Here is a 22,476-nt window from a genome sequence, read left to right on the forward strand (position 1 = left end):
AGCGGGACGGCGGTTAGGCCACTAACAATTATGAGTATAAAATATAAGCGATAGATTTGTTCAACTAGTAGACAGGATAAGTAAGTTGCCATCCATGGCCATCAAGGCGGGAGGGCGTCGGTATCGGCACCTGTAGCTCAGGTACGTCACCGGCATCGACCTCAGCTGACACTGTGCCGTCGCTCTCCACGGCCGCTGCAGGCGCCTCATTGACGAGACCACCCGCCACGCCACCGTCGAACTCAACGAGTTCCCACACGCCCTCGCCTGGTACCTGTGCGGCGTCACCGCCGGCCCCTACCGCTGGGCCGACAACCCCCACCTCGCCCTCGAAGCAGCCCCCGGCCACACCCAAGACCTCACCGTCCAGGACCTCACCGTCCACCTTGACGGCGTCCGCCCCATCCCCTTCACCGACGCCGACATCCCCGCCGACGACCCCCACGCCGACGACCCGCTCTTCCGCACCTGCCGCAACTGGCAGTTCGCCCACTACCTCCGGGCATGCGGCGTCCCCCATGTCCACGGCGACCGGCCCCGCATCACCACCCTGCGGCCCGGCAACGGCCAAGGTGAACTCCTCCCGAAGCCGCCCCGTATCGTCGCCGCCACGGACAAGGAGACTGGCGCCCCCGGTAGCGGGCACGCTCGGTCGAACGGAGAGCCCCAGGAGCAGTCCGGGCCCGTCCCGCATCAGCTGCGACTCGGCGCAGTAGAGCTAGCGCAGGACGTACCGGGTCGTGCGGTTCGGGGCGACCGGCTGCGGGCCCTGGAAGGCCACGGCCAGGGCGGCGGCGAAGCTCCGGAGAAGTCCGGGAAGAAGAGGGCCACGAAGGGGGCTGAGGGCGGCAAGGGCAAGAGCGGCAAGTAGCGGGCGAACCTGCGGGTACCATCACCCCGGGAGAAGGGGTCAGCACTTCGGCGCAGGCCTCCTTTTCGCGTGCTACCGGAGGAAGTTGGGCCGGTCAGCCCCTGCGCGCCCGGGTCGGACCCGTCTCTTATGCTCCAGACGGCCTTGACGACTGGTCAGCCCCTGCGCACCCGGGTCGGACTCGGTACCCGTGATAGCGCGCACGATCGCTCCCGGTCAGCCCCTGCACGCCCGGGTCGGACCCTTCATGAACTGGGGTTCTGCGTGGGCTTTGCGCATTCTTTGCCCTCTGTGGAGTTGTGGTCCGAGCGCGGTTGGGTGGGGGGCTGCCGGGGGATTACTCCCGCCGAGGTGACCCGTCGCCTGGTGGCGGTGGGCCTTCCCGCGTCAGCGCGGCCAACACCGGACGGGACTTCCCGGCGCGCTCCCGGTAGTACTGGATGCGCCGGCCAACGGGCAGAGCGGGATCCACAGCCATGCCATCAGCGTAGGACCGCCGGGTCGATCAAGGCAGCCGGAGAACGGAATTGGGCACGCCTCGGATCCAGCCGCCCAGGGGAGTCCGCCACAGCGACTACAGTCTCGCCGTGACCGACTCCCCGCACGAAGCCCTGGCCCAGCCGCTCACCGCAGCCGGCGTGCTGTTCTTCGATGAGGAGAACCGCATCCTCCTCGTGAAGCCGACCTACAAGCCCGGTTGGGAGATCCCCGGCGGCTACCTGCATGAGGGCGAGACCCCGAGCGAGGGCGCGGCCCGGGAAGTCAGGGAAGAACTAGGCATCACCGCGCCGATCGGCCGCCTGCTCGTCGCCGACTGGGCACCCTACCCCGCCGAGGGCGACAAGTTCCTCTTCGTCTTCGACGGAGGGATTCTCCCGGCCGCCGAACTCGACCGCATCACCGTCGACCAGGTCGAGATCGGCGCGCACTCCTTTCACCACGTCGACCAACTCGACGCGCTCCTCATCCCCCGGCTCGCCCGCCGAGTCCACGCCGCATACGCCGCCCGGGCACAGGGCGAGACTGCCTACCTTGAGCACGGCGCGCCGCACGCGCAGCCAGGGATCCTCTGACGGCACCCCCAGCAACCACTGGATGCGAGTAGGAGTGTCGTGCGTGCCGACCTGCGGCACCGAGCCGTCGCGACTCCATACAGCAAGCTCGCCGTCCGCCCCGAAGTAACCACGCCGGTCGTGGCCATCGACGAGTGGCCATGACTGGCTCGGTCATCGTTCGAGGCCCGGCTCGCACAAAGGCAGGAAGTGGATGACCGGTTCCTCATACGGATGAGCCGCGCGCACCGCTCGCAGCACAGCCTCAGCCTGCTCGGCATCGCAAACGGATTCGACCCTGCTCTCCTCGCCCTGCTGCACTTCGCCCACTTCACCGTCGTAGGGCCGAGAACCAGGCAAGGGCTTCCATGTCCCCGTGACTCGCCAGAGGCTGGCGCACCGGGCGTAGTCGCCCACCCGCCCCGCGCCGGCCGCCTGGAGAGCATCGATCACCTTCTCGACATGACGCTCCGGGACGGATATCCCGATCTTCAAACGCGCCATGCCCGGACCCTGACAACCACTGCCGGCCAACACTTTCGCAACAGGCCCTGGATCCCGAGATCCAGCCGTCCTGCGAGGCGGCGGCTCCGCACCGCGTCGTCACGCGCCGTCCGCGAGGTCGCGCAGCGCCTGCCGCCGGACCCACCAATCTTCGGCCGAACCGTATCCCCCGTCACAGCGGCGATGGAAAACGTTACGTACTGTGCTGACAGGCGAGTTGACGCTGAGTCAGCCAGCCGAACGCAGGACACCTAACGAGATACGAGGAGAGGGTCTGACATGTCCCGACCAGCACACATCGCCATGGTGAACATCCCGGCGCACGGCCACGTCAACCCCAGCCTGGAGGTGATGCGGGAGCTGGTCGCCCGCGGCCACCGGGTCAGCTATGTCAACGACCCGTCGTTCGCCGAGCAGGTCGAGTCCACCGGCGCCCGACTCGTACCCCACGACACGACCCTGCCGATCGTCAAGGGCGGGGTCGACCCCAACATCGGGGCCGGCGTGCACACCATGATCTTCGAGGAGGCGCAGGCGATGCTGCCGCGACTGCGCGAGGCCTTCCACGACGACCGGCCCGACCTCGTCCTGTACGACTTCATGGCGTACGCGGGCCGGGCGCTGGCCGACGGCTGGGGCGTGCCGTCCATGCTGATCTCACCGTCCATGATCATCCGGGAGGACTCCCACCTGGCGCGCTTCGAGATGGCGCGGGAGGCCTTGGAGGAGGAGAAGATCCCGGAGCGGTTCGCCCAGTGGCTCGCCGACAACGGCGTGCCGGCGAGCGAACCCTTCGGGTACATGCTGCGCCCGGATCGCGGGCTGGCGCTCATCCCCCGGGTGCTACAGCCCGAGATCGAGCTGGTCGATCCCCAGATCTTCTCCTTCGCCGGGCCCTGCCTCGGCGCCCGCGAGCACCAGGGCGGTTGGACCCGCCCGAAGGACGCGCAGAAGGTGCTGCTGGTCTCGCTCGGCTCCACCTTCACCCACCAGCCCGACTTCTACCGCGCGTGCCTGGAGGCCTTCGGCGACCTGCCCGGCTGGCACGTCGTGCTCCAGGTCGGCCGGGCAACCGACCCGGCCGACCTGGGTACGATCCCGGCCAACATCGAAGTGCACCAGTGGGTGCCGCAGTTCGCCGTACTCCAGCAGGCCGACGCGTTCGTGACCCACGCCGGAATGGGCGGGTGCAGCGAGGGCCTGTACTGCGGGCTGCCGATGGTCGCGGTACCGCAGGCCGCCGACCAGTTCGACAACGCCGACCGGCTGGTCGAACTCGGCGTCGCCCGCCGGCTGGACACCCCCCAGGCCACCCCGGAGGCGCTGCGCTCCGCCGTACTGGAGCTGACCGGCGATCCGGCGGTGGCCGCCCGGCTGGCCGAGCTCAGCCGCGAGGTCCGCGCCGGCGGCAGCGCGGCCAGGGCCGCCGACCTGGTCGAGGCCGCGCTCGTCTGACCACCCGTCCGCCACCGCCCCGACACCCGGGGCGGTGGCGGACGCCGCACCGGCCACCGGGGCGCGCACAAGGCGACCGGCCCGCACCGCCGTTCCCTCCTCACCCAGGAGACCTGTTGACCGAGATCATCCTCATGTCCGACCCGCAGGTGGCCGCCGTCCCCGTCCAGGACTGCGGCGACCGCCTCCTGGACGTACGCGAGCACGAGCTCCTGCTGGACGGCCGCAGGCGCGACGACGCCGGAGCCTTCGCCTACCTGCGGTCCGGCGTCCGCGAACTGCCTGCTCGAACTGGGTGACCCGCTCACGGCGGTGGCCATGTTCGAGGCCGAGCTCCGGGCGCTCCCTTCGGTGTACCGCAACGACCAAGGCGTGTACCTCTCCCGGTTGGCCCGCGCCTACGCGGTGTCCGGCGAGCCGGAGCAGGCTGCCGCGGCGGCGGACCGCGCGCTGTCGATCGCCATCGACACCGAGTCCGCGCGGGCGATGGCGGAGCTGTCCGCCGCGGACAAGGCCCTCCAGCGGTGGAACACCGTGGCCGAAGTCGCCACCTTCACCGGCCGATTGAAGCTGATGAGCGGCACGGCGCCCTCTCGACCTGCGACAGGATGATGAGAGAGGGTGAGGCCATGGACGCACTGATCACGGCCGCCACCTCCGCAGACGAACGCCGGCGCGGCGCCAAGATCGCCGTACTGCCGGTCGGCAGCTTCGAGCAGCACGGCGACCATCTGCCGCTCACCACCGACACCGTCGTCGCCGGCCTGATCGCCCAACGGATCGCCGCCGACTACGGCCTGTTCCTCCTGCCGCCCATCACGGTGTCCTGCTCGCACGAGCACGCCCACCTGCCCGGCACCGTCAGCATCAGCGCGGCCACGCTCTATGCCGTCGTCAACGACATCTGGAAGTCGCTCCAGGCGTCCGGTGTTCCCGGCCTACTCATCGTGAACGGCCATGGCGGCAACTACGTCCTCTCCAACGTCGTCCAGGAGGCCAACACCTCCGGCCCGCGTGTCGCCCTCTTCCCGGTCCGCGAGGACTGGCACCAGGCCCGCGAGGCGGCAGGCCTGGTGAGCAGCGGCGCCGAGGACATGCACGGCGACGAGTTGGAGGTGTCGCTCCTCCTTCACGGCGCCCCGGAGCTCATCCGCGACGGCATCGAGCGGGATGACCACTCCGCCCCCGAGCGCCCGCACCTGCTGACGCTCGGCATGGCCGGCTACACGAAGAACGGCGTCATCGGGCAGCCCTCCCTCGGAACGTCGGCGAAGGGCCGCGCCCTCCTCGACAGCCTGTCCCGGTCTGCCGCCGCGCATCTCTCGATCCTCGCGGGCGGCTGAGAAGCACTTCGGGCCCTTCCCCAGCTGGGGAAGGGCCCGAAGGAAAAGAGGAGACAACCGCAGGGTGGCCTGGGCGTCAGGCCTTGGGGCCCGCGGACTGGACGACCTCGAAGGACCAGAGGGTGGAGCCGGAGGCGGCGGGGCGCTTGGGGGCCTCGCCGTCCGGGGCAGCGGGGCGGTGGGCGGCCTGCATGGGGCCCTCCATCCACGCCTTGAAGTCCTCCTCGCTGCGCCAGCGGGTGTAGACGAGGTACTGGTCGGTGCCCTCGACGGGGCGGAGGAGCTCGAACCACTCGAAGCCGTCCGAGTTCTCCACCGCGCCGGCGCGGGAGGCAAAGCGCTGCTCCAGAACCTCCCGCTGCTCGGCGGGAACCGTCAGTACGTTGATCTTGACGACGCTACTCACATGACACCTCTCATCGTTAGGCCCTCTACCTGGGCGCCTAACCTTGACCACGTGCGAGCAGTCTCCTACATACGACCGTCAAAGAAGCGTGAGGACGGCTCTCAAGCTTCCCCGGCTGCCCAGCGAACCAAGACCGAAGCCTGATCATCGCGAAGGGCCGGGAGAACAACGGCCACTTCGAAGACGTCGGCAAATCGGGTTGGGACCCCGACGTCACCCGACCCGGGTTCGAGGAGATGATGGCGGCCGTCCGCGCGGGCCGGGTTGACGCCGTCATCGTGGTCTCCCTCTCCCGCCTCACCCGGCAGGGCGCCTTGGAGGCCATGAGGATCAACGAAGAGCTGGCCCGGTACGGCGTGCGCCTGGTCCCGGTGAACGTCACCCGTCACCACCGGGGCCCCTCTGGCCTCCCCCTACTGGTGGGACCGGGAGCACCGCGCACCCTGCAGATGGGGAACCGGCGGACTGAGCACCCGGCCTCTCAGGCTGTTCTGCCCGTGCACCGCGCGCCCTCTCGGGGGTGACCGCCGGAGTCGTGAGGCAGAGCGCGGGGACCGAGCCGCCCATGAACAACGGTGTCCACCGGGGCGCCCCGAAAGGGGTTACGGCTCGGGCCCCTCACCGGTTGGCTGTCAGATCATCCGTGCGATCCTGTCGCGGGCCCCCAGGATGAACCGCGCCAGCCACAGTTTCAAGCGGGCGTCCATGCGGCGGTCAATCACCCACCAGGGCACCGCCGACAGCCCGGCTTGTGCCGCTGCCACGTTCGTGCGGGCCCCGGCCGGCAGCGACTCCATAGACACGGTTCCTCAGTTTCAGGAGATGGTGTAGGTCTCCTTCCGGCTGGCCCGGTAGGGATCGACCGTCCCGGAACACCACGTGCTGACGCGCAGTTCCAGCTTCTCTCCCTTGCTCAGGGCCCCTGAGACCTTCACGGGCGCCGCATTCGGCACCGATCGGCAATCCGCCTCATTGGACTGCTTCCAGCTCTCGCCGGCGCCTCCGTACTCAAGCCATGCGGTAAGGCGGGTGGTCAGGGACCGACAGCGGGCCTGAGCCTCGCCCTCGAAGGTGTAGCCGCCTTCGCCGTCCCACGACAGGGTTCCGTCGACATATCCGTACTGCTCGCTGTTGAACACGGACATATGAACGGGCGTGGACCCTGCGGCCACCGAGTTCGACACCGCCCCTGCCGGCTGGACGGTCCCGACCACCGCGCAAGCAGTGAGCAGTACGGCCGGGACCGCGCGCTTGAGCTGCTCCAACAGCAACATGAGCAATCTCCTTCTTTCGCAGATTTTTTGGTTCGGTCACAAGCTAGATGACTCATGTTCCGCTCGGCTATCACCCACACGAGCGACCGGAGTTCACTCAAGCTGACGGCATTTCCGAGGGTCGCCTTGGATCAACTGATGGAGGCGGGGCATGCGCTGTATCGCCTGTTCGGAGCCGACGACCCATCGGGGCCGCTGCGAGGCGCACCATGCGGCCCACCAAGCCCGCCCGGCCGTACGGGCGCACCGACGGCTCCAACGACTGGTCCGGTGCCGCTCCAGTGGCGCGGAGAGGCTTCGCCGGCTGGTCGACCGGAACGGCTCCGCTGTCTGCGGGCTGTGCGGTGGCGACTTCCCGGCCGATCGGCCCTATCGGCCGAGAAGGCACGGCCCGAACGACCACCCGGGCAGCAACAGTGGGCAGTCCACGCCCGCATGACCCCGGGAACAGCCCCGTCCATGCGTCGCCCCCCGTGGCGCATGGGCGGGGCTTCGCCGTCCGGCGGCACTTCCCGCGACGGCCGGTCAGCGCTTATGCGAGTGGCTTGACACATTCGTCGATCTTGACGACGGACATGCCGCTCCTTCTGCTCCGCCGGGGCCGCGGGTGCGGCCACCGGTCCGGTGACTGTCTGCGGTCAGCAGTCTCCTGCACCTCACACCGCGCGGGTCGGGCGATCCGGGGTCTGCCGATCGTGGCGCTCCGCGGCAACTGGCCCGAAGTGCAGGCGGAGAGGGGGCGTGCAAGCCTGGTTGGAGAACCCGAAATCCAACCGAATGGGGCACAGCCATGGGTATCGGCGACAAGTTCCGGGACAAGGCCGAGCAGTTGGAGGAGGAGGCGAAGTCGCGCCTCGGCAGCAAGCCCCCGAAGGGGGACGACGCCCAGCAGAAGGCCGCCCAGACCCAGCAGCAGGGCCAACAGCAGGGTCAGCAGAACCTGGACGACCTCCAGGACGACATCGACGACCGGCAGTAGCGGCGAAAGCCGGGCGGGGGCGGCCGCGGCAAGTCCTCGACCGTCCCCGCACCCCTGCCCGGACCGCCTCGCGGGTCAGGCGATCCACGGCGGGAGGAGGCGCTCGGCGTCGCGGGGGGCGAGGCCGCAGGCGCCTTCGGGGGTGACGGCGTCGGGGTTGTAGGCGTGGGCGGGGGACGGGCCGGCGACGATGGCGGTGAAGCCGTCGGCGGTGGCGATCTGCCGGGCGAGGGTGTCGGGGAGGGCGAGGGTGTCGCCGGCGGTGAGGGGCACCGGGCCGTCGGGGAGGGTGACGGTGGCGGTGCCGGTGAGCAGCGTCCAGATCTGTTCGACGTCCATGGCGTGCGGCGGGCCGCTCCGCCGGCAAGACCGTCGAGAACCTGGAGCAGCTCGGCTACGTCGAGCGCGGCGGCGACCCGGCCGACGCCCGCCGCAAGGTGGTCCGGCTGACCGCCCGCGGCGTGGACTGCCTGGTCCGGTCAGCCCGGATCTTCGACGAGCTGCGCGCCGAGTGGTCCGCCACCCTGGGCGAGGAGCGCCTGCGCGAGGTGGAGACGGCCCTGCGCCTGCTCGCCCCCGGCGACCCGTTCCGCCTCGACACCCCTCGCTGGTTCGGCGGTCCGTGAGGAACAATCAGGAGTGGTAGGAGTCATGAGGGGGCAGCGGATGAGACGACTGGGGCGGACGGTCGCGGCGGCGGCCGTACTGGTGCTCGCGGCGTGCTCCTCGCCGGCCCCCGAGTCACCGACTCCCGGGTCACCACCCCCCGAGCACATGTCCCCCGAGGCCCGCGGCTACCTCTCCGAGGCCCTGGACCTCATCCAGCAGAAGTCCCTCAACGCCGCGAAGGTGGACTGGCCGAAGCTCCGCACCCAGGCCTTCGCCCAGGCGGCCGCGGCCCGCACCCCGGCCGACACCCACACCGCGATCAGGGCCGCCGTCACCGCCCTCGACGACCACCACAGCCGCTTCTACCCACCCGACCAGGCGGCGGGGGTCGACGCCGACCCGGAGGCCGCGAACGCCCCGACCGCCCGTCAACTCCCCGGCCGCATCGCCCAGTTGACCCTCCCGGCGGTGAACGGGTCGGAGCACACCTACGCCGAGTACGTCTCCCGCGGCCGCGCCGCCGTCGCCGAAGTGAGCGCCTGCGGCTGGGTGGTGGACCTGCGCGGCGAGACCGGCGGCGGGATGTGGGCCCCGCTGGCCGTCGCGGCGCCGATCCTCGGCGACGGCCCGCTGGGCGCCTTCGTCACCGCGGACGGCACCCGCAGCACCTGGTCGGTCCGCGACGGCGTGCCGTACCTGGACGACGCCCCGCAGGCTTCCCCCGCCACCCACCACGACGAGGCGCCCACCCGCCACGACCAGGCGCCCGAAACGCCCGTCGCCGTCCTCACCGGCCGCGCGACCGGCAGCGCGGGCGAGGCGGTCGCCATCGCCTTCATCGGCCGCCCGGCCACCCGCAGCTTCGGCCGGCCCACCTACGGGGTGCCCACCGGCAACGCCGCCCACCGGCTGTCGGACGGCGCCGTCCTGCTGCTCACCGGCGCCGCCGAGGCCGACCGCACCGGCAGGGTCCACGAGGGCCCGATCGAGCCGGACGAGGCGGTCGACACGGCCGACCCCCGCAAGGACGACGATCCCGCGCTCGCCGCCGCCGTCACCTGGCTCTCCGACCAGACCCCCTGCAAGGCAGGCTAGGCACTGCCCGACCGGACAGGGCCTAGAACGACCGCCCCTCGCCCCGGTACGGCGGCTCGTGGGCCGCACGGTCGGGGCGGTCTCGCCGGTCGGCGCAGAGGGTGGAGCTGAGGCGGGTGAGCAGGTAGGCGAGGTCGGCGTACTGCTGCTCGTCCCAGTCGCCGAGCAGGTCGGCGAGTTGCGCGCGCCGGGCGGCGACCAGCTTGACGGCCGCCTCCGCCCCCGGTTCGGTGAGCCGCAGCGGCAGCCCGCCGCTGCGGGCGGCGAGGCCCCGGCCCTCGACTTCCCGGACGGCGCTCTCGATGACGGCGATCGGGATGATCCGCCGCTCGGCGAGTTCGGCCGGCTCGACCGAGCCGTGGTGGTGCATCTGCAACAGCAGCCAGCTGGAGGCGGGTTGGAGGTCCAGCCCGGCCCCCTCGGTGATCCGCCGGAAGAGGTCGCGCCGGGCCTCGCGGGAGCTCAGTACCGAGAGCGCGCGGGCGATCTCGTCCAGCGACGAGCGCTGGACGGGGTTGACGCCGATGGATTCGCTCAGGTCGGGTGCGGTGACGGTGGAGCGCAGCTTCTGCTCGCGCAGGAACAGCGACAGCACGAAGGCGACCAGCGCGACGGGCACCGCGTACAGGAACACCCTGGTGATCGACTCGGCGTACGCGTGGTGGACGGCCTCCTGGGCGACGACGGGCAGCCTGGCGATCACCCGCGGGTCGGAGGTGATGGCCTCGGGGTGGAAGCCGGGCGGCAGCGGCAGGCCGGTGAGGGCGTCGGCGAGCCGGCTGCGCAGCCCGCTGGCGAACAGGGTGCCGAAGACGGAGACGCCGAAGGAGGCGCCGATGGAGCGGAAGAAGGTGGCGCCGGCGGTGGCGACGCCGAGGTCCTGGTAGCCGACGGAGTTCTGCACGATCAGCACCAGTACCTGCATGACCAGGCCCAGCCCGAGGCCGAAGACCAGGAAGTAGAGGCTCATCTCGGTGGTGCTGCTGTGCTCGTCGAGCCGGGAGAGCAGCAGCAGGCCGACGGTGGTGACGGCCGTCCCGGCGATCGGGAAGATCCGGTAGTGGCCGGTGCGGGCGACGATCTGGCCGGAGCCGATCGAGGTGAGCAGCATGCCGAGCACCATCGGCAGCATGTGGATGCCGGACAGGGTGGGCGAGACCTGCATGACGACCTGGAGGAAGGTCGGCAGGTAGGTGAGGGCGCCGAACATCGCGAAGCCGACCACGAAGGAGATCACCGCGACCAGGCTGAACGTCCGGGAGCGGAACAGCCGCAGCGGCAGCACCGGTTCGCCGGCCGTCCGCTCGACCAGGACGAAGGCGACCAGCAGCACCAGGCCGAGCACGCCGAGCCCGACGATCTGCCAGGAGGTCCAGCCCCAGGTGGTGCCGCCGAGGGAGGTCATCAGCACCAGGCAGGTGGCGACGGCGGCGATCAGCACGGTGCCGAGGTAGTCGATCCGGTGCCGGCGCCTGACCTCCTGCCCGTGCAGGACGGCGGCGATCACCACCAGGGCGACGACGCCGATCGGCAGGTTGATGTAGAAGACCCAGCGCCAGCTGAGGTTGTCGACGAACAGGCCGCCGAGCAGCGGCCCGAGGACGCTGGTCACGCCGAAGACGGCGCCGAAGAGGCCCTGGTACTTGCCGCGGTCCCGGGGGGAGACGAGGTCGCCGACGATGGCCTGGGTGAGCACGATCAGCCCGCCGCCGCCCAGGCCCTGCAGCGCGCGGAAGGCGATGAGTTCGCCCATGTTCTGGGCGATGCCGCAGAGTACCGAGCCGAGCAGGAAGATCACGATGGAGGCCTGGAAGAAGCGCTTCCGGCCGTACATGTCGCCGAGCTTGCCCCAGAGCGGGGTGGCGGCGGTGGAGGCCAGCAGGTAGGCGGTGACCACCCAGGAGATGTGGTCCAGGCCGCCGAGGTCGCTGACGATGGTGGGCAGCGCGGTGGAGACGATGGTCTGGTCGAGGGCGGCGAGCAGCATCGCCAGCAGCAGGGCGCCGATCGGCACCCAGAGGTTGGGGACGGTGACCTCCGGCGGGCCGGGCTCGTGCGCCGGGCTGCGGTCGGACGCGGCGCGCGAGTCCGTCATGGCGGCTCCGTAGGGTCGCGGGCCCCGGCCGAGGCGGCGGGCCCGTGCGGATGATCACTCCCAGCTCACCATGCTGTCAGAAATGCCCCGGTTTGCTCCCTCGGGTTGAGCCGAACGTAGCCGCCGGACCCGCGACCCAGGACGCACCGAGCCGAGCCGACCGCACCCGACGCACCGACCCGACCGCCGGCACCGGGGACATCCGCCGCTCCCCGAGCGTTCCTCGGGAAACAACCGCCACCAACCGGCACAACACCCCCGCCCGGGTCCGGACGCCCCTGTCCCCCCTCCGGGACGTCCTGCATAATCAGGCGCGATCGTGAGCCCGGGAACCTCCCCGGGGCGCGGAGACCACCCGAGAACCGAGGAGGGCCGGCCGATGCCGGACCAGCACTGCCCGACGTGCGGCACCGCACGCTCCACCGGGTGCGGCTGCGTCCCGGACCCGAGCCTCACCGAGACGGCCGTCCTCCCGCACCTCGAAGGCCCGCCGCTGGTCCGCCCGTACGTGCCGCAGGCGGTCGGCCAGGTCGCCGAGGAGCCCGTGGCGGACGTCCCCGCCGTCGACCCGTTCGCGACCACCGTCCTGCCGCCGGTCGCCCCGGGACAGCCTGCCCCCGTCCACCCCGCCGCGCCCCCGCCCGCGGTTCCCCCGCTGGGACCGGACGCCGACGCCTACGCCACCACCGTGCTGCCGCCGGTGCCCGCCTCCGGGCCGGGCGCCTACGCGGCGGCGACGGCCCCGCAGGCCGCGTCCGGCGGCGACCTCGGGGTCTTCCCCTTCGACCACGCGACGCCCGGGCCCGAGCCTGAGCCCGTCGGCGGCCGGGCCGCGCGCAGAGCCGCCGAGCAGGCCGCGCAGAACCCGCTGGCCCGGCACAAACTGCTGCTGGCCGGGGTGGGCGCCGGCCTGGTCGCGCTCACCATCGGCATCGCGTACGCGGTGACGCCCTCGCCCGCGCCGACGACCCGGCAGGCGCAGCCGCTGCCCACCACCCTGGCGCCCGCGCCGGTGGAGCCGACCGCCCCGGCACCGACGGACCCGGTCACGCCGCCGCCGACCAGCGAGGCGCCGAGCCCGACGTCGCCCCCCACCCGCAAGCCGAGCCCGACGAAGACGGCCACCCCGGCGCCGACGCAGACCACCCAGGCCCCGGTCGCCGCTCCCCCGGCCCCGGCCTCCGTCCCGAGCCCGCCCCCGACACCCACGCCCACCCCCACCACCGCGACGCCCACCCCGACCCCGACGCCCACCCCGACGCCGACCCCGACCACCCGGGTACTCCAGTTCGGGATGACCGGAGCGGACGTCAAGGACATGCAGCAGCGGCTGTGGGCGGCCGAGTGCGGATACGTCGACAAGTCGCTGATCACCGGCAACTTCGACTACTGGACCGGAACGGTGCTCAGCGACTACCAGACCAGCAACCGGATCAAGGGTGAATTCCGCGTCTACGGCCCGAAGACCCGGGCCGCCCTGGAGGCCGACCCGGGCTGCTGAGCCACGGCCAACAGGGGTCAGCCGGTGATCGCCCCGAAGATGCTGATGCCCGCCAGCACCACCATGATCGCCGCCGCGACCCGGATGATCAGCTTCATCGGCACGTACTTGAGCAGCTTCTGCCCGCCCACGATGGCGAGCCCGCCCACCGCGCACAGCGCCAGCCACGCGCCGAGGCCGACGGCCAGCGGATCGGCGTACTTGGCGGCCAGGTTGGCGGTCATGATCTGGGTCAGGTCGCCGAACTCGGCGACCGCGACGACCACGAAGCTGGCCCCGGCCACCTTCCAGAAGCTGTTCGAGGACGGCTCCTTGGCGGCGTGCCCCTCCTCGTCGTCGCCCCCGCCGTGGAACAGCAGCATGGCCGCGCCGGCCAGGAACAGCACGCCGGTGACGCCCTCCACCCAGCGGTGCGGCAGCAGCGAGAGCAGGTGTCCGGCGGCGAGCGCGAGGACGACCTGAACGCCCATCGCGGCGGCGACACCCGCGAAGACGTAGCTAGCACGGTACTTGGTGCCGAGTACGAGGCTGGCCAGCGCGGTCTTGTCCGGCAGTTCGGCCAGGAAGATGATGCCGAACGTCAGCGCGGCCACGGTCAAACTCATCAGAAAGGGTCCCTCGGTCGGGCTGCCCGGCCTCCGCAGGTCCGTCAGGGGACGCTTCGGCCCGACAGCACTGGTGATGGTCACAGCACTGCGGCCGAAGGTCTCGCCGGCACCGACCCCGGAGGATCGGGTGCCCCGGGCGCCGGGCCCGTGAGGGCCAGTATGTCGACGGTCCGGTGGAGGGCTACTCCCCTTCAACGTGCTCAAGGGTACCCGACCGCGTCCGGTCCCCAAGGCGGCCCGGTCCCCCAGCACTCACCAGCCCGCGCTCACCGCCCCGCGCTCACCACCCCGTGCTCACCAGCCCGCGCTCACCAGCCCCCGGCCGACCAGCTCCAGCACCACCACGATCGCCACCGACTCCACCGCCAGCAGCCCGACCAGTACGAACAGCTGCACCGCCCCCGCCTGGACGGGCGAGGCGCCGCCGAGCAGCATGCCGACAAAGGCGCCGGGGAGGGTGACCAGGCCGACCGTCCGGGTCTGGTCGAGGGCGGGCACCAGCGAGGTCGCGGCGGCTGTGCGGCAGATCTCCAGCCGGGCGTCGCGGTCCTCGAAGCCGAGCGCCAGGGCCGCCTCCACCTCGCCGCGGCGCTGCCGCAGCTCGTCGAGGGCGCGCCGCCCGGCCAGCGAGGTGGCGGTGAGCGCGCCGCCGATCAGGATGCCGGCGACGGGGATGACGGACAGGCCCTTGGCCGGCAGCAGCCCGACGGCCAGCAGCAGGGCGAGCACCGGCAGCACACCGGCGCCGATCGGGGCGGCCGCCCAGACCCAGCCGGGGCCGGGGGTCATCCGCCGCCCGGCGGTGCGCACCGCGACGCTGAACATCAGCAGTACGAACAGCGCCGACCACCAGAGCGAGCCGACCACCCAGCTGATCACCGCGGCGACGGCGGCCAGTTGCACCACCGCGCGCAGTCCGGCCCGCAGCACCGCGTGCCCGTGGCCGAGCAGGCCCCGGCCGGCCACCGCGACGGCGGCCAGCAGCAGGGCGGCGGTGACCACCCCGAGCATCGGGGTGACGGGCAGCAGCTGGCCGCCCGCGGCGGACAGGGTCACCGGTGTCAGATCCAGCTGGTGAACCACATCCGGTCCTGCCAGGACGTCATCGGGATCACCTCCGCCGTGTACAGCGGGTAGAAGAAGGCGAAGCAGGCGACGATGGCGAGCACGATCAGCCCGGCGCCGGCCGCACCGATCCGGCGGCGTTCGGGGCTGCACCCGGCCGGGCCGAGGATCGCCCCGAGCATCTGCGCGACGGCCAGGCACAGGAACGGCACCAGGACGACCATGTAGAAGGAGAAGACGGTCCGCTCCTGGTACTGGAACCAGGGCAGGTAGATCCCGGCGACGGCGCACAGCACGGCGCCCGAGCGCCAGTCCCGGCGGAAGAACCAGCGCCACAGCAGGTAGACCAGGGCGAAGCAGGCCGTCCACCAGAGCAGCGGGGTGCCGAGGCCGAGGATCTGGGACGCGCAGCCGCCGGTGGCGGTGCAGCCGTGCTGCCCGTTCGGGACCTGCTCCCAGTACATGGAGACGGGGCGGCCGACGACCAGCCAGCTGAAGGGGTTGGACTGGTAGGTGTGCGGGGTGCTCAGCCCGGTATTGAAGTCGTACATCTGCGAGTGGTAGTGCCACAGGCTGCGCAGCGGCGCGGGCACCCAGCTCATCGACACCTGCGGCAGCGGGACGCCGAGGAAGGTGTCCGGGGACAGGCCGGGGCGGCCGTCGGCCCAGTGCCGGTCGTACCCGCCCTCGCCGTTGCCGCCGCTGGCGAGCCACCCGGCCCAGGCGCCGACGTACACCACCAGGGCGGAGCCGACCATGGCGAGGAAGGCGGGGACGGCGTCGCGGCGCAGCATCGAGCGCCAGGGGCGGCGGGCGCCGGCCCCGCGGCGGCCGGACTGGTCCCACAGGACGGTCAGCAGGCCGAAGGCGGCGAGGATCATCGCGCCGTTCCACTTGACGGCGCAGGCGGCGCCGAGGAGCACCCCGGCGGCGATCCGCCAGGGGCGCAGGCCGAGCCGGACGCGGTCGCCGTCGGTGACGCCGGCCAGCCGGGCGCGGACGTGGTCGCGGTCGATCAGGAGGCTGCCGAAGGCGGCGAGCACGAAGAACATCTGGATGCCGTCGAGCAGCCCGACCCGGCTCATCACCAGTTGGAGGCCGTCGACGGCCATCAGCAGGGCCGCGGTGCAGCCGACCAGGGTGGAGCCGAAGAGCCGGCGGCCGATCCGGGCGAGCATCAGCACGGTGACGGTGCCGAGCAGGGCGGTCATGAACCGCCAGCCGAAGGGGTGCAGGCCGAACAGCTGTTCGCCGACCGCCATCACCCATTTGCCGAGCGGCGGGTGGGCGATGAACTCGGGCGCGGAGGTGAGCGGGATGTGCTGCGGGACGGCCAGGACGTCGGCGTTGGCGTGGTCCGGCCAGCTGCCCTCGTAGCCCTGCCGCAGCAGCGACCAGGCGTCCTTGGGGTAGTACGTCTCGTCGAAGACGAAGGCGTTGGGGTAGCCGAGGTTCCAGAACCGCAGCAGGCCGGCGAAGAGCGCGACGCCGATCGGCCCGAGCCAGCCGGACCAGTCGGCCGGCAGGCGGAGCAGCCGGCCCCGGGCCGGTGCCGGGGCGGCGGGGGCCGGGGCCTGGGCCGCCGGGGGGTGCGTGAGCGCCGCTTGCGTCATTGCCTCGCCGATTCGCCTGTCTCCTGTGCCGGCCGGGTCTCCTGTACCGACCGGGCCGGGCGGCCAACAGCCACTGACACTATGTGGCGGTGGTCGCGAAGCCAAGCGCGACGGGCGCCGACCAGGTGACCCGGTCGGCGCCCGTCGGCACGCCTGTTCGATCGGCGGTCACGCCGCCGTCTGCAGCTCCCGGACGACCGTGGTGCGGACCACGGCCGGGGCCGCGTTGTCCTGCTCCGGCGTGAGGTACGGGCGCAGCCGCAGCGCCAGGACGACGACCAGCAGCGTGGAGCCCGCCATGGCCGCGAGGTAGAGCGGCCAGGTGCCGGAGCCGACCAGCAGCACGCCGACGGCCGGGCCGACCGCGATGGCGATCTGCTTCACCAGGGCGTACCCGGAGTTGTAGGTGCCGAGCAGCCGGGCCGGGGCGAGGTCGGCGACGATCGGGCCCATGGTGGGCGCGAGCAGCGACTCACCGACGCCGAACAGGGCGTAGATCGAGACGATCGCGACCGTGGCGGCCATGGTCTCGGTCCGGATCAGGCCGGCCACCAGGGCCATCGCCCAGGCGCCGAGCCAGACCACGCCGGCCGCGGCCATCGCGGTGGTGCGGCGGCGGCGCGCGGTGATCCGCACCATGAACATCTGCAGGACGACGATGGTCAGCGCGTTGGCGCCGATCGCGAAGCCCAGGGTGGAGGGCGCGGTGCCGACGGTGTCGGTGGCGAAGGCCGCGACGCCGGACTCGAACTGGCCGTAGCAGGTGAAGAAGATCAGCCCGGCGAGCACGCAGAGCCGCAGCATCGCCTTGTCGGCGACCAGCGCGCGCAGGCCGGTCGGGCCGTCGCTCTTCTCCTGGAGGGGGATCAGCGGGTTGGCCGGCATCCGGGCGGTGCCGGTGACCAGGGCCAGACCGAGGAAGGTCGCCGCCTCGATGGTGAACAGCCGGGTGAGGCTGGCCGGGTCGGCGACGTTCACGATCTGGCCGCCGACCAGGGCGCCGATGCCCATGCCCAGGTTGACCAGGGTGAACTGGAGCGCGAAGGCGTGCGAGCGGGTCGCGGCCGTCGAGCAGCGGACGATCATCGTGGCGAGCGCCGGCTGGCAGGTGGTGACACCCGCGCCGAACAGGAAGGAGGAGACCAGCAGGGCCGGGGTGCCGGTGGCGTGGCCGAAGGCGAACGCGCCGGTGGCGGCGAGCGCCGTGCCGGCCAGCAGGACCGGGCGGGGCCCGTACCTGTCGATGCCGCGACCGGTGAACGGGAGGACGACGAGCGCCGCCAGCGCGAAGACGGTGAACACCATCCCGGCCGCCAGCGAACCCAGCCCGCGTACCTGGTCCACGTACACGAACATGTACGGCATCGTGAAGCCGCTGCCGAACGCGCTGAGCGCGTTGCCGATCTGGACGCGGCGCAGCGGGCCGCCCGCCCCGCGTCGCTGCTGCCTCTGCTGCTTCACCGTGCCGGTCACCGTGCACATCCCTTCCTGGATTCAACTGGATACTCTTAAGGTCCAGAAGATTTCAGAGCTAAAGTTTGACAAGATAAAGTCTTAGCACCGGAAGAGTGTCGAGTCAAAGGCTTAAGGGATGCACGCCTCCGTGCGACACTGGTCCGCATGACTACGGACAAGCCCGCGCCGGCCACCGCCAGGGAGCTGGGCATCGCCGAGCAGGTGGCCGTCTACCAGCGGGAATTCCCCACCGTGGACCCCCAGGTGGAGACCATCGTGCAGACCCTGTCCCGGGTCGCCCGGCGGATGGGCGTGGCCTACGACCGGCAGCTGACTGTGCTGGGAATCACGGCCGCCGAGTGGGAGGTGCTCAAGGCGCTGGTGGTCTCCGGCAGCCCGTACCGGCTCGGGCCGGGTGAGCTGGCCAAGCGGCTCGGGCTCACCCCGGCCGCGATGACGCACCGGATCGACCGGATGGTGGCCGAGGACCTCGTCACCCGGGAGCGCGACGAGACCAACCGGGTCCGGGTGATCATCGAGCTGACCGAGAACGGCCGCGACAAGTGGCTGGAGTCGATGCGGATGGCGGCGGTGTTCGAGGAGGAACTGCTCCAGGACGTCACGGGCGAGGAGCGGACCGTGCTGTCCGCGATCCTGGCGCGGATGCTGCGGCGGATCGAGGAGAGCCAGCCGGACGCGCTCGGGCGCACCGCCGACCTGGCCTGAGCCGCGTGCCCGGATCACGCGCCCGGGCCGCCCGCCCGGGTCACGCGCCCGAAACGCGACGAGTCCGAAACGCGACGAGTCCGGCCCGCCGGGGGTGCTCCCCCGGCGGGCCGGACTGCTTGGTTCAGGTGCTGCGAGGGTCCGTCAGGCCCTCAGCTCATGCTGCCCGAGGGGTCAGCAGGCGCCGTTGTCGGTCCAGACGCCCCACTGGCCGCTCTGGCTCGGGTCGTCGCCCTTGGTCCACCACTTGTTGGTGTAGTAGTGGCCCTTCCACGAGACCTTGGTGCCGCCGGCCGCGTAGGTGGTGTTGGCGTCCCAGCTCGGGGCGGCCGGGCAGCCGGCCGGCGAGGTCGGGGTGCCGGTCGGGGTACCCGTGGGGGTGCCGGTCGGCGTGCCCGTGGGCGTGCCGGTCGGGGTCTGGGTCGGGGTCGCCGTGCTGCTCGGGGTGCCGGTCGGCGGGGCCGGGCAACCGGCGGCGGAGCCGTTGGTGGCGTTCACCATCGTGTCGAACAGGCCGGTCTTGGTGCCCAGGTCGTACAGCGAGAAGGCGAAGGAGCCGCCGAGGCCGTTGCAGTGCGCGTAGTCGAGCTTGGCCTGGATCGACCGGGTGTCCTCACCGCTCCAGAAGGTGTTGCCGTCGTAGAAGTACGTGGCCTTGGCGTCGTCGTCCCAGAAGGTCCTGGACGGGTTGTCGACGAAGCCCGCGAGCTCCTTGTACATCTGGATGCCGGGGACGTTGCCGGACATCGCCGCGCCGGTCGCCGGGCTGGCGGCGGGCTGGAACAGACCGTTCTTGCCGTTGTTCTGGACGCCGGTCCAGCCGCGGTAGTAGAACGGCACACCCATGTTGATCTTGTTGGCGGGGAAGCCGCCGGGGATCCCGTAGTCCGCGTCGCCGACCGTCCACGCCTTGATGGCGTTGTCGATCGAGTACTTGCCGTGGCCCGGCTTGACCGGGGTCGACGGGTCGTTCGGGCCCGCGTAGAGCGCGGCCTGGTGGTTGGTCGGCCCCTGGGCGTCCCAGCCGCCGTGCATGTCGTAGGTCATGACGTCGAGGAAGGTGAGGTACTGACCGATCTTGTCGGTCTCGACGTTCATGATCTTGTCCTGGCCGGCGCCGACCGCCGCCGACAGGGCGTAGGTCTTGTTGTCGGCCTTGCCCTGGGCGTCCAGCTGGGTGCGGAACTCCTTCAGCAGCGCCGTGAAGTTCTGCTTGTCGGCCGGGCTGGAGACGTTGCCGGTGTGGCCGCCGCCGCCCGGGTACTCCCAGTCGATGTCGATGCCGTCGAAGACGCCGGCGCCGGAGCCCGGGCCGCCGTAGCCGGCGTCGCTCGGGAGGTTGCCCTTGATGAACATGTCGAGGCAGGACGAGACCAGGTGCTTGCGCGAGGCGTCCGTGGCGGAGGCCGGCGAGAAGTACTTGGAGTAGGTCCAACCACCGATCGAGAGCAGGATCTTGAGGTTGGGGTTCTTCGCCTTCAGCTTCTTCAGCTGGTTGAAGTTGCCCGCGATCGGCTGGTTCCAGACGTCGCCGACGCCGTCGACCGAGATGTCCGCGCCGAAGCTCTTCTGGTAGTCGGCGAACGCGTCGGCCGCGCCGTCACCCGCGTTGGGGTTGTTGTCGTTCGTGTCGGCGGCCTTGGTCGCCTCGAAACAGCCCAGGTCGGACGGGTGGATGTTCGCGAAGTCGTAGATCAGGTAGTCGAGCTTCCCGGCCACGCCGGTGTCCTGGATCGTCTTCGGGTAGTACGCGTTGGCGTAGACCGACCACTGGTCGTAGTAGGCGACCTTGATGCCGCCGCTGGTGGCGGCCGCGCCGGTGGTGTTGGTGGTCGCGGCGTTGGCCGCGGCGCCGCCGGTCAGCGCGAGGCCCGCGCCGAGCAGCACGGAGGCGGCGGTGCCGGCCGCGACGGCGGCCAGGCTCTTCGGGCGGCGTCGACGGCCGCCCGTCGGAGCCGGGGTCCCGGCCCTTTCAATGCGTGAACGCAGCATGGGTGCGTGACTCCTGGTTGTGGGGGATTTCCGTCGTCCCGTGGGGGTGCGCCCGAGGTGGGGTCGGGCGACCGGGACATGACAGCTCAGTGCGGGGAATCGTGCGGGGAAGTCGAGCGGGATCAGCGGGATCGGGCCTGGACGGACACCGGGATGTGCCGAACCGGCGCCCGCGGCACGAGGCCGTTGACGCCGGTTCAGGGGCTCCCTGCACCTGGGCAATAAAAATGGACTAGACCAACTCCCCCGTCAAGGGGTCCCGTTGGGCCTTGAGCCGCGCTTAAGGTTCGGCCCCCGCCCGACACCCGCGCTGACCTGGGAACCAGCAGCGGAGAACCAGCAGCGGGAAGTCAGTAGCGCAGCGCGTTCGCCACCACGGCCTTCAGGCTGCCCGAGAGGTCCCGGTTGCTGCGCGCGGTGGCCTGGGCGCTCCGGCCGGCCGCCACGTCCTGGACCGTCACCGCGGTCGCGTCCTGCACCGTGCCGGAGTCGTCGGTGAAGTCGACCTGGATCACGTACCGGTACGACTGCTGCCCGTGGTTGGTGATGGTCAGGTCCACCTGCGCCCTGCCGTCCGAGCCGGTGCTCACCGCCCCGACCGCCACGTCCGCCTTGGCGTCCAGCCCGCCCTTGATCCCGGAGACCGCCGAGGAGGCCGCCGACACCGCCGCCGAGGCCCGTGCCTCCGCCGAGGCGATCACCGCCCCCGCCCCGCCCGCCACCGAGGCCAGCGCCGAGGCGGCGGAGGCCGCGGCCGAGGCGCCCCGCTCGATCGCGGCGGAGGCCGAGGTGGCCACGCTGCTCGCGCTCTTTCCGGAGGAGCAACCCGCCAGCGCCGCCGCGGCGACCATGGTGGCGGCCAACACCCCGGCCACCGCCCGGCGTTGACGGCGCACCGGCGGCGCGTCCAGGTGCCGCGCGGTGACCCGCGGCCTCGCACCGGTCCGGGTGAGCGGCTGGCTGTCCATGCGGTCCAGGCGGTCCATGCGGTCCCTCGTTTCTGCCCCGGCGCCGGGCTGCCCGGCACGCCTCCCCGACCACCCTCCGAGGGCCGCCCGGGAGCCGCCAGCAGGACTGGTCCCTCCGAGTGACCGGGGCGGGCAGGGCCGGACCGGACCTGGGACCGCCCGGGAGCCGCCGACGCCTCAGGACAGTCCCGAGCCCTCCTGCTCGTCCGCCTCCATCGCGGCCCGCTCCTCGCGCAGCCGCACCACGTGCCGGCGCCGCGCCACCACGCCGTACGCCCCGGCGACGGACCCCGCGAAGGCCACCAGGCCCATCCACGGCTGGTCGAGGACGTGGCAGGTCAGGTGGTCCAGCGAGTACCTCCCCGGACCGGCCAGGCCGAGCGCCAGCCCGGCCGCGCCGAGGAAGGCCGGGTACTCGTAGCCGCCGGAGGTCGCGAAGAAGCCCCCGGGGGTATGCACCGCCACCGCGCCGGCCATCGTCCCGGCCACCACCGCGCCGGCCGCGCCGGTGGCCAGCCCGGCGACCAGCAGCACGCCGCCGCCCGCCTCACCGGCGCCCGCCGCGATGGCGCTCTGCCGGCCGGGGTGGAAGCCCATGTGCTCCATCGCCTGGGCGGTGCCCTCCAGGCCTCCGCCGCCGAACCAGCCGAACAGCTTCTGGGTGCCGTGCGCGATGAGCACCCCGCCGACCGCGCCGCGCAGGGCCAGCAGGCCCAGGTCCTTACGGTTCAGACACATGTCGCATCCTCGTTCCCGGGGAGGTGATCCGACTTCCATGGGAGCCGAGAGCGCGCACCCGTTCGAGCCGGGGCGGCCATCCGGGCGAATTCGTCGGCGACCGGGAATGAACCGCCCCCGGGCGAGA

At 71.8% G+C, this 22,476-nt stretch carries 24 protein-coding genes and 1 pseudogene; 11 read left to right on the forward strand and 14 right to left on the reverse strand.

The features are described from left to right. Positions 1 to 64: 64 nt before the first annotated feature. Complete coding sequence (locus ABT015_RS09250) at positions 65 to 571, reverse strand: hypothetical protein (RefSeq protein ID WP_350878062.1); 507 nt, start codon at positions 569 to 571, stop codon at positions 65 to 67. Positions 572 to 1,458: 887 nt separating this feature from the next. Between ABT015_RS09250 and ABT015_RS09255 the strand changes: the two genes are divergently transcribed. Next, the gene (locus ABT015_RS09255) at positions 1,459 to 1,944 is read left to right on the forward strand and encodes an NUDIX domain-containing protein (protein ID WP_350878063.1); all 486 of its coding nucleotides are present in this window, start codon (positions 1,459 to 1,461) and stop codon (positions 1,942 to 1,944) included. Between the two features lie 153 nt (positions 1,945 to 2,097). Here the strand turns inward: ABT015_RS09255 and ABT015_RS09260 are convergent, their stop codons facing one another. After that, a complete protein-coding gene (locus ABT015_RS09260; RefSeq protein ID WP_350878064.1) occupies positions 2,098 to 2,427 on the reverse strand; it encodes a YqfO family protein in 330 nt (109 codons plus the stop codon). A gap of 279 nt (positions 2,428 to 2,706) precedes the next feature. Between ABT015_RS09260 and ABT015_RS09265 the strand changes: the two genes are divergently transcribed. The 4 genes from ABT015_RS09265 to ABT015_RS09280 all read left to right on the forward strand — a co-directional run bounded on the left by ABT015_RS09265 (position 2,707) and on the right by ABT015_RS09280 (position 5,225). Then, entirely contained in the window at positions 2,707 to 3,882 is a 1,176-nt protein-coding gene (locus ABT015_RS09265; protein ID WP_350878065.1) for a macrolide family glycosyltransferase, read from the forward strand. Between the two features lie 116 nt (positions 3,883 to 3,998). Next, the gene (locus ABT015_RS09270) at positions 3,999 to 4,181 is read left to right on the forward strand and encodes a hypothetical protein (protein WP_350878066.1); all 183 of its coding nucleotides are present in this window, start codon (positions 3,999 to 4,001) and stop codon (positions 4,179 to 4,181) included. A gap of 13 nt (positions 4,182 to 4,194) precedes the next feature. Continuing rightward, positions 4,195 to 4,494 (forward strand): hypothetical protein, encoded by a 300-nt coding sequence (locus tag ABT015_RS09275; protein WP_350878067.1) that lies wholly within the window; start codon positions 4,195 to 4,197, stop codon positions 4,492 to 4,494. A 17-nt stretch (positions 4,495 to 4,511) separates the two neighbouring features. Then, entirely contained in the window at positions 4,512 to 5,225 is a 714-nt protein-coding gene (locus ABT015_RS09280) for a creatininase family protein (protein ID WP_350878068.1), read from the forward strand. A gap of 76 nt (positions 5,226 to 5,301) precedes the next feature. Here the strand turns inward: ABT015_RS09280 and ABT015_RS09285 are convergent, their stop codons facing one another. Further along, entirely contained in the window at positions 5,302 to 5,631 is a 330-nt protein-coding gene (locus ABT015_RS09285; protein ID WP_350878069.1) for an antibiotic biosynthesis monooxygenase family protein, read from the reverse strand. Between the two features lie 146 nt (positions 5,632 to 5,777). Here ABT015_RS09285 and ABT015_RS09290 point away from each other — a divergent pair, with 146 nt between their 5' ends. Beyond that, positions 5,778 to 6,155, forward strand: a complete 378-nt coding sequence (locus ABT015_RS09290; protein ID WP_350878272.1) for a recombinase family protein — start codon at positions 5,778 to 5,780, stop codon at positions 6,153 to 6,155. Between the two features lie 108 nt (positions 6,156 to 6,263). Here ABT015_RS09290 and ABT015_RS09295 read toward each other — a convergent pair whose 3' ends face one another. Beyond that, positions 6,264 to 6,428: a hypothetical protein gene (locus ABT015_RS09295; RefSeq protein ID WP_350878070.1), complete on the reverse strand. Its 165-nt coding sequence runs from the start codon at positions 6,426 to 6,428 to the stop codon at positions 6,264 to 6,266. Positions 6,429 to 6,446: 18 nt separating this feature from the next. Beyond that, a complete protein-coding gene (locus ABT015_RS09300; protein ID WP_350878071.1) occupies positions 6,447 to 6,905 on the reverse strand; it encodes a hypothetical protein in 459 nt (152 codons plus the stop codon). A 790-nt stretch (positions 6,906 to 7,695) separates the two neighbouring features. Between ABT015_RS09300 and ABT015_RS09305 the strand changes: the two genes are divergently transcribed. Beyond that, complete coding sequence (locus tag ABT015_RS09305; RefSeq protein WP_350878072.1) at positions 7,696 to 7,884, forward strand: hypothetical protein; 189 nt, start codon at positions 7,696 to 7,698, stop codon at positions 7,882 to 7,884. Positions 7,885 to 7,959: 75 nt separating this feature from the next. Here the strand turns inward: ABT015_RS09305 and ABT015_RS09310 are convergent, their stop codons facing one another. Beyond that, entirely contained in the window at positions 7,960 to 8,223 is a 264-nt protein-coding gene (locus tag ABT015_RS09310) for a hypothetical protein (RefSeq protein WP_350878073.1), read from the reverse strand. A 32-nt stretch (positions 8,224 to 8,255) separates the two neighbouring features. Between ABT015_RS09310 and ABT015_RS09315 the strand changes: the two are divergent. After that, positions 8,256 to 8,510: pseudogene (locus ABT015_RS09315) on the forward strand (MarR family winged helix-turn-helix transcriptional regulator); the annotation flags it as partial. A gap of 40 nt (positions 8,511 to 8,550) precedes the next feature. Further along, positions 8,551 to 9,588 carry a S41 family peptidase gene (locus ABT015_RS09320; RefSeq protein WP_350878076.1) on the forward strand — a complete coding sequence of 346 codons (1,038 nt, stop codon included), beginning with the start codon at positions 8,551 to 8,553 and terminating at the stop codon, positions 9,586 to 9,588. Between the two features lie 22 nt (positions 9,589 to 9,610). On the opposite strand, the gene ABT015_RS09325 is transcribed toward ABT015_RS09320, so the two are convergent. Next, positions 9,611 to 11,683, reverse strand: a complete 2,073-nt coding sequence (locus ABT015_RS09325) for an MFS transporter (protein WP_350878077.1) — start codon at positions 11,681 to 11,683, stop codon at positions 9,611 to 9,613. Between the two features lie 379 nt (positions 11,684 to 12,062). On the opposite strand from ABT015_RS09325, the gene ABT015_RS09330 reads away from it, so the two are divergent. Then, entirely contained in the window at positions 12,063 to 13,184 is a 1,122-nt protein-coding gene (locus ABT015_RS09330; RefSeq protein WP_350878078.1) for a peptidoglycan-binding domain-containing protein, read from the forward strand. Between the two features lie 17 nt (positions 13,185 to 13,201). Here ABT015_RS09330 and ABT015_RS09335 read toward each other — a convergent pair whose 3' ends face one another. The 4 genes from ABT015_RS09335 to ABT015_RS09350 all read right to left on the reverse strand — a co-directional run bounded on the left by ABT015_RS09335 (position 13,202) and on the right by ABT015_RS09350 (position 17,931). Further along, a complete protein-coding gene (locus tag ABT015_RS09335) occupies positions 13,202 to 13,792 on the reverse strand; it encodes a TMEM165/GDT1 family protein (RefSeq protein WP_350878273.1) in 591 nt (196 codons plus the stop codon). 294 nt (positions 13,793 to 14,086) lie between these two features. Then, a complete protein-coding gene (locus tag ABT015_RS09340; protein WP_350878274.1) occupies positions 14,087 to 14,803 on the reverse strand; it encodes an ABC transporter permease in 717 nt (238 codons plus the stop codon). Between the two features lie 50 nt (positions 14,804 to 14,853). Continuing rightward, positions 14,854 to 16,470, reverse strand: coding sequence for a dolichyl-phosphate-mannose--protein mannosyltransferase (locus tag ABT015_RS09345; RefSeq protein WP_350878080.1), 1,617 nt, complete (start codon positions 16,468 to 16,470; stop codon positions 14,854 to 14,856). A gap of 168 nt (positions 16,471 to 16,638) precedes the next feature. Next, a complete protein-coding gene (locus ABT015_RS09350) occupies positions 16,639 to 17,931 on the reverse strand; it encodes an MFS transporter (protein WP_350878081.1) in 1,293 nt (430 codons plus the stop codon). A 159-nt stretch (positions 17,932 to 18,090) separates the two neighbouring features. Here ABT015_RS09350 and ABT015_RS09355 point away from each other — a divergent pair, with 159 nt between their 5' ends. Next, positions 18,091 to 18,651, forward strand: coding sequence for a MarR family winged helix-turn-helix transcriptional regulator (locus ABT015_RS09355; RefSeq protein WP_350878082.1), 561 nt, complete (start codon positions 18,091 to 18,093; stop codon positions 18,649 to 18,651). Positions 18,652 to 18,825: 174 nt separating this feature from the next. Here the strand turns inward: ABT015_RS09355 and ABT015_RS09360 are convergent, their stop codons facing one another. The 3 genes from ABT015_RS09360 to ABT015_RS09370 form a co-directional block, all read right to left on the reverse strand. Further along, positions 18,826 to 20,643 carry a glycosyl hydrolase family 18 protein gene (locus ABT015_RS09360; protein ID WP_350878083.1) on the reverse strand — a complete coding sequence of 606 codons (1,818 nt, stop codon included), beginning with the start codon at positions 20,641 to 20,643 and terminating at the stop codon, positions 18,826 to 18,828. A gap of 350 nt (positions 20,644 to 20,993) precedes the next feature. Then, on the reverse strand, positions 20,994 to 21,629 hold the full coding sequence (locus ABT015_RS09365) for a hypothetical protein (RefSeq protein WP_350878084.1): 636 nt from the start codon (positions 21,627 to 21,629) through the stop codon (positions 20,994 to 20,996). A 159-nt stretch (positions 21,630 to 21,788) separates the two neighbouring features. Further along, positions 21,789 to 22,349 carry a DoxX family protein gene (locus tag ABT015_RS09370; protein WP_350878085.1) on the reverse strand — a complete coding sequence of 187 codons (561 nt, stop codon included), beginning with the start codon at positions 22,347 to 22,349 and terminating at the stop codon, positions 21,789 to 21,791. Between the last annotated feature and the right edge of the window lie 127 nt (positions 22,350 to 22,476).

The organism is Kitasatospora sp. NPDC094016 (assembly GCF_040304045.1).
Classification (GTDB): domain Bacteria; phylum Actinomycetota; class Actinomycetes; order Streptomycetales; family Streptomycetaceae; genus Kitasatospora.

Excerpts from the sequence above, each read along its gene's own strand:
- ABT015_RS09260 (WP_350878064.1), bottom strand. The coding sequence starts at position 2,427 with ATGGCGCGTTTGAAGATCGGGATATCCGTCCCGGAGCGTCATGTCGAG.
- ABT015_RS09265 (WP_350878065.1), top strand. The coding sequence starts at position 2,707 with ATGTCCCGACCAGCACACATCGCCATGGTGAACATCCCGGCGCACGGC.
- ABT015_RS09280 (WP_350878068.1), top strand. The coding sequence starts at position 4,512 with ATGGACGCACTGATCACGGCCGCCACCTCCGCAGACGAACGCCGGCGC.
- ABT015_RS09295 (WP_350878070.1), bottom strand. The coding sequence starts at position 6,428 with ATGGAGTCGCTGCCGGCCGGGGCCCGCACGAACGTGGCAGCGGCACAA.
- ABT015_RS09300 (WP_350878071.1), bottom strand. The coding sequence starts at position 6,905 with ATGTTGCTGTTGGAGCAGCTCAAGCGCGCGGTCCCGGCCGTACTGCTC.
- ABT015_RS09305 (WP_350878072.1), top strand. The coding sequence starts at position 7,696 with ATGGGTATCGGCGACAAGTTCCGGGACAAGGCCGAGCAGTTGGAGGAG.
- ABT015_RS09310 (WP_350878073.1), bottom strand. The coding sequence starts at position 8,223 with ATGGACGTCGAACAGATCTGGACGCTGCTCACCGGCACCGCCACCGTC.
- ABT015_RS09320 (WP_350878076.1), top strand. The coding sequence starts at position 8,551 with ATGAGACGACTGGGGCGGACGGTCGCGGCGGCGGCCGTACTGGTGCTC.
- ABT015_RS09325 (WP_350878077.1), bottom strand. The coding sequence starts at position 11,683 with ATGACGGACTCGCGCGCCGCGTCCGACCGCAGCCCGGCGCACGAGCCC.
- ABT015_RS09330 (WP_350878078.1), top strand. The coding sequence starts at position 12,063 with ATGCCGGACCAGCACTGCCCGACGTGCGGCACCGCACGCTCCACCGGG.
- ABT015_RS09340 (WP_350878274.1), bottom strand. The coding sequence starts at position 14,803 with ATGCTCGGGGTGGTCACCGCCGCCCTGCTGCTGGCCGCCGTCGCGGTG.
- ABT015_RS09345 (WP_350878080.1), bottom strand. The coding sequence starts at position 16,470 with ATGACGCAAGCGGCGCTCACGCACCCCCCGGCGGCCCAGGCCCCGGCC.
- ABT015_RS09355 (WP_350878082.1), top strand. The coding sequence starts at position 18,091 with ATGACTACGGACAAGCCCGCGCCGGCCACCGCCAGGGAGCTGGGCATC.
- ABT015_RS09360 (WP_350878083.1), bottom strand. The coding sequence starts at position 20,643 with ATGCTGCGTTCACGCATTGAAAGGGCCGGGACCCCGGCTCCGACGGGC.
- ABT015_RS09365 (WP_350878084.1), bottom strand. The coding sequence starts at position 21,629 with ATGGACCGCCTGGACCGCATGGACAGCCAGCCGCTCACCCGGACCGGT.
- ABT015_RS09370 (WP_350878085.1), bottom strand. The coding sequence starts at position 22,349 with ATGTGTCTGAACCGTAAGGACCTGGGCCTGCTGGCCCTGCGCGGCGCG.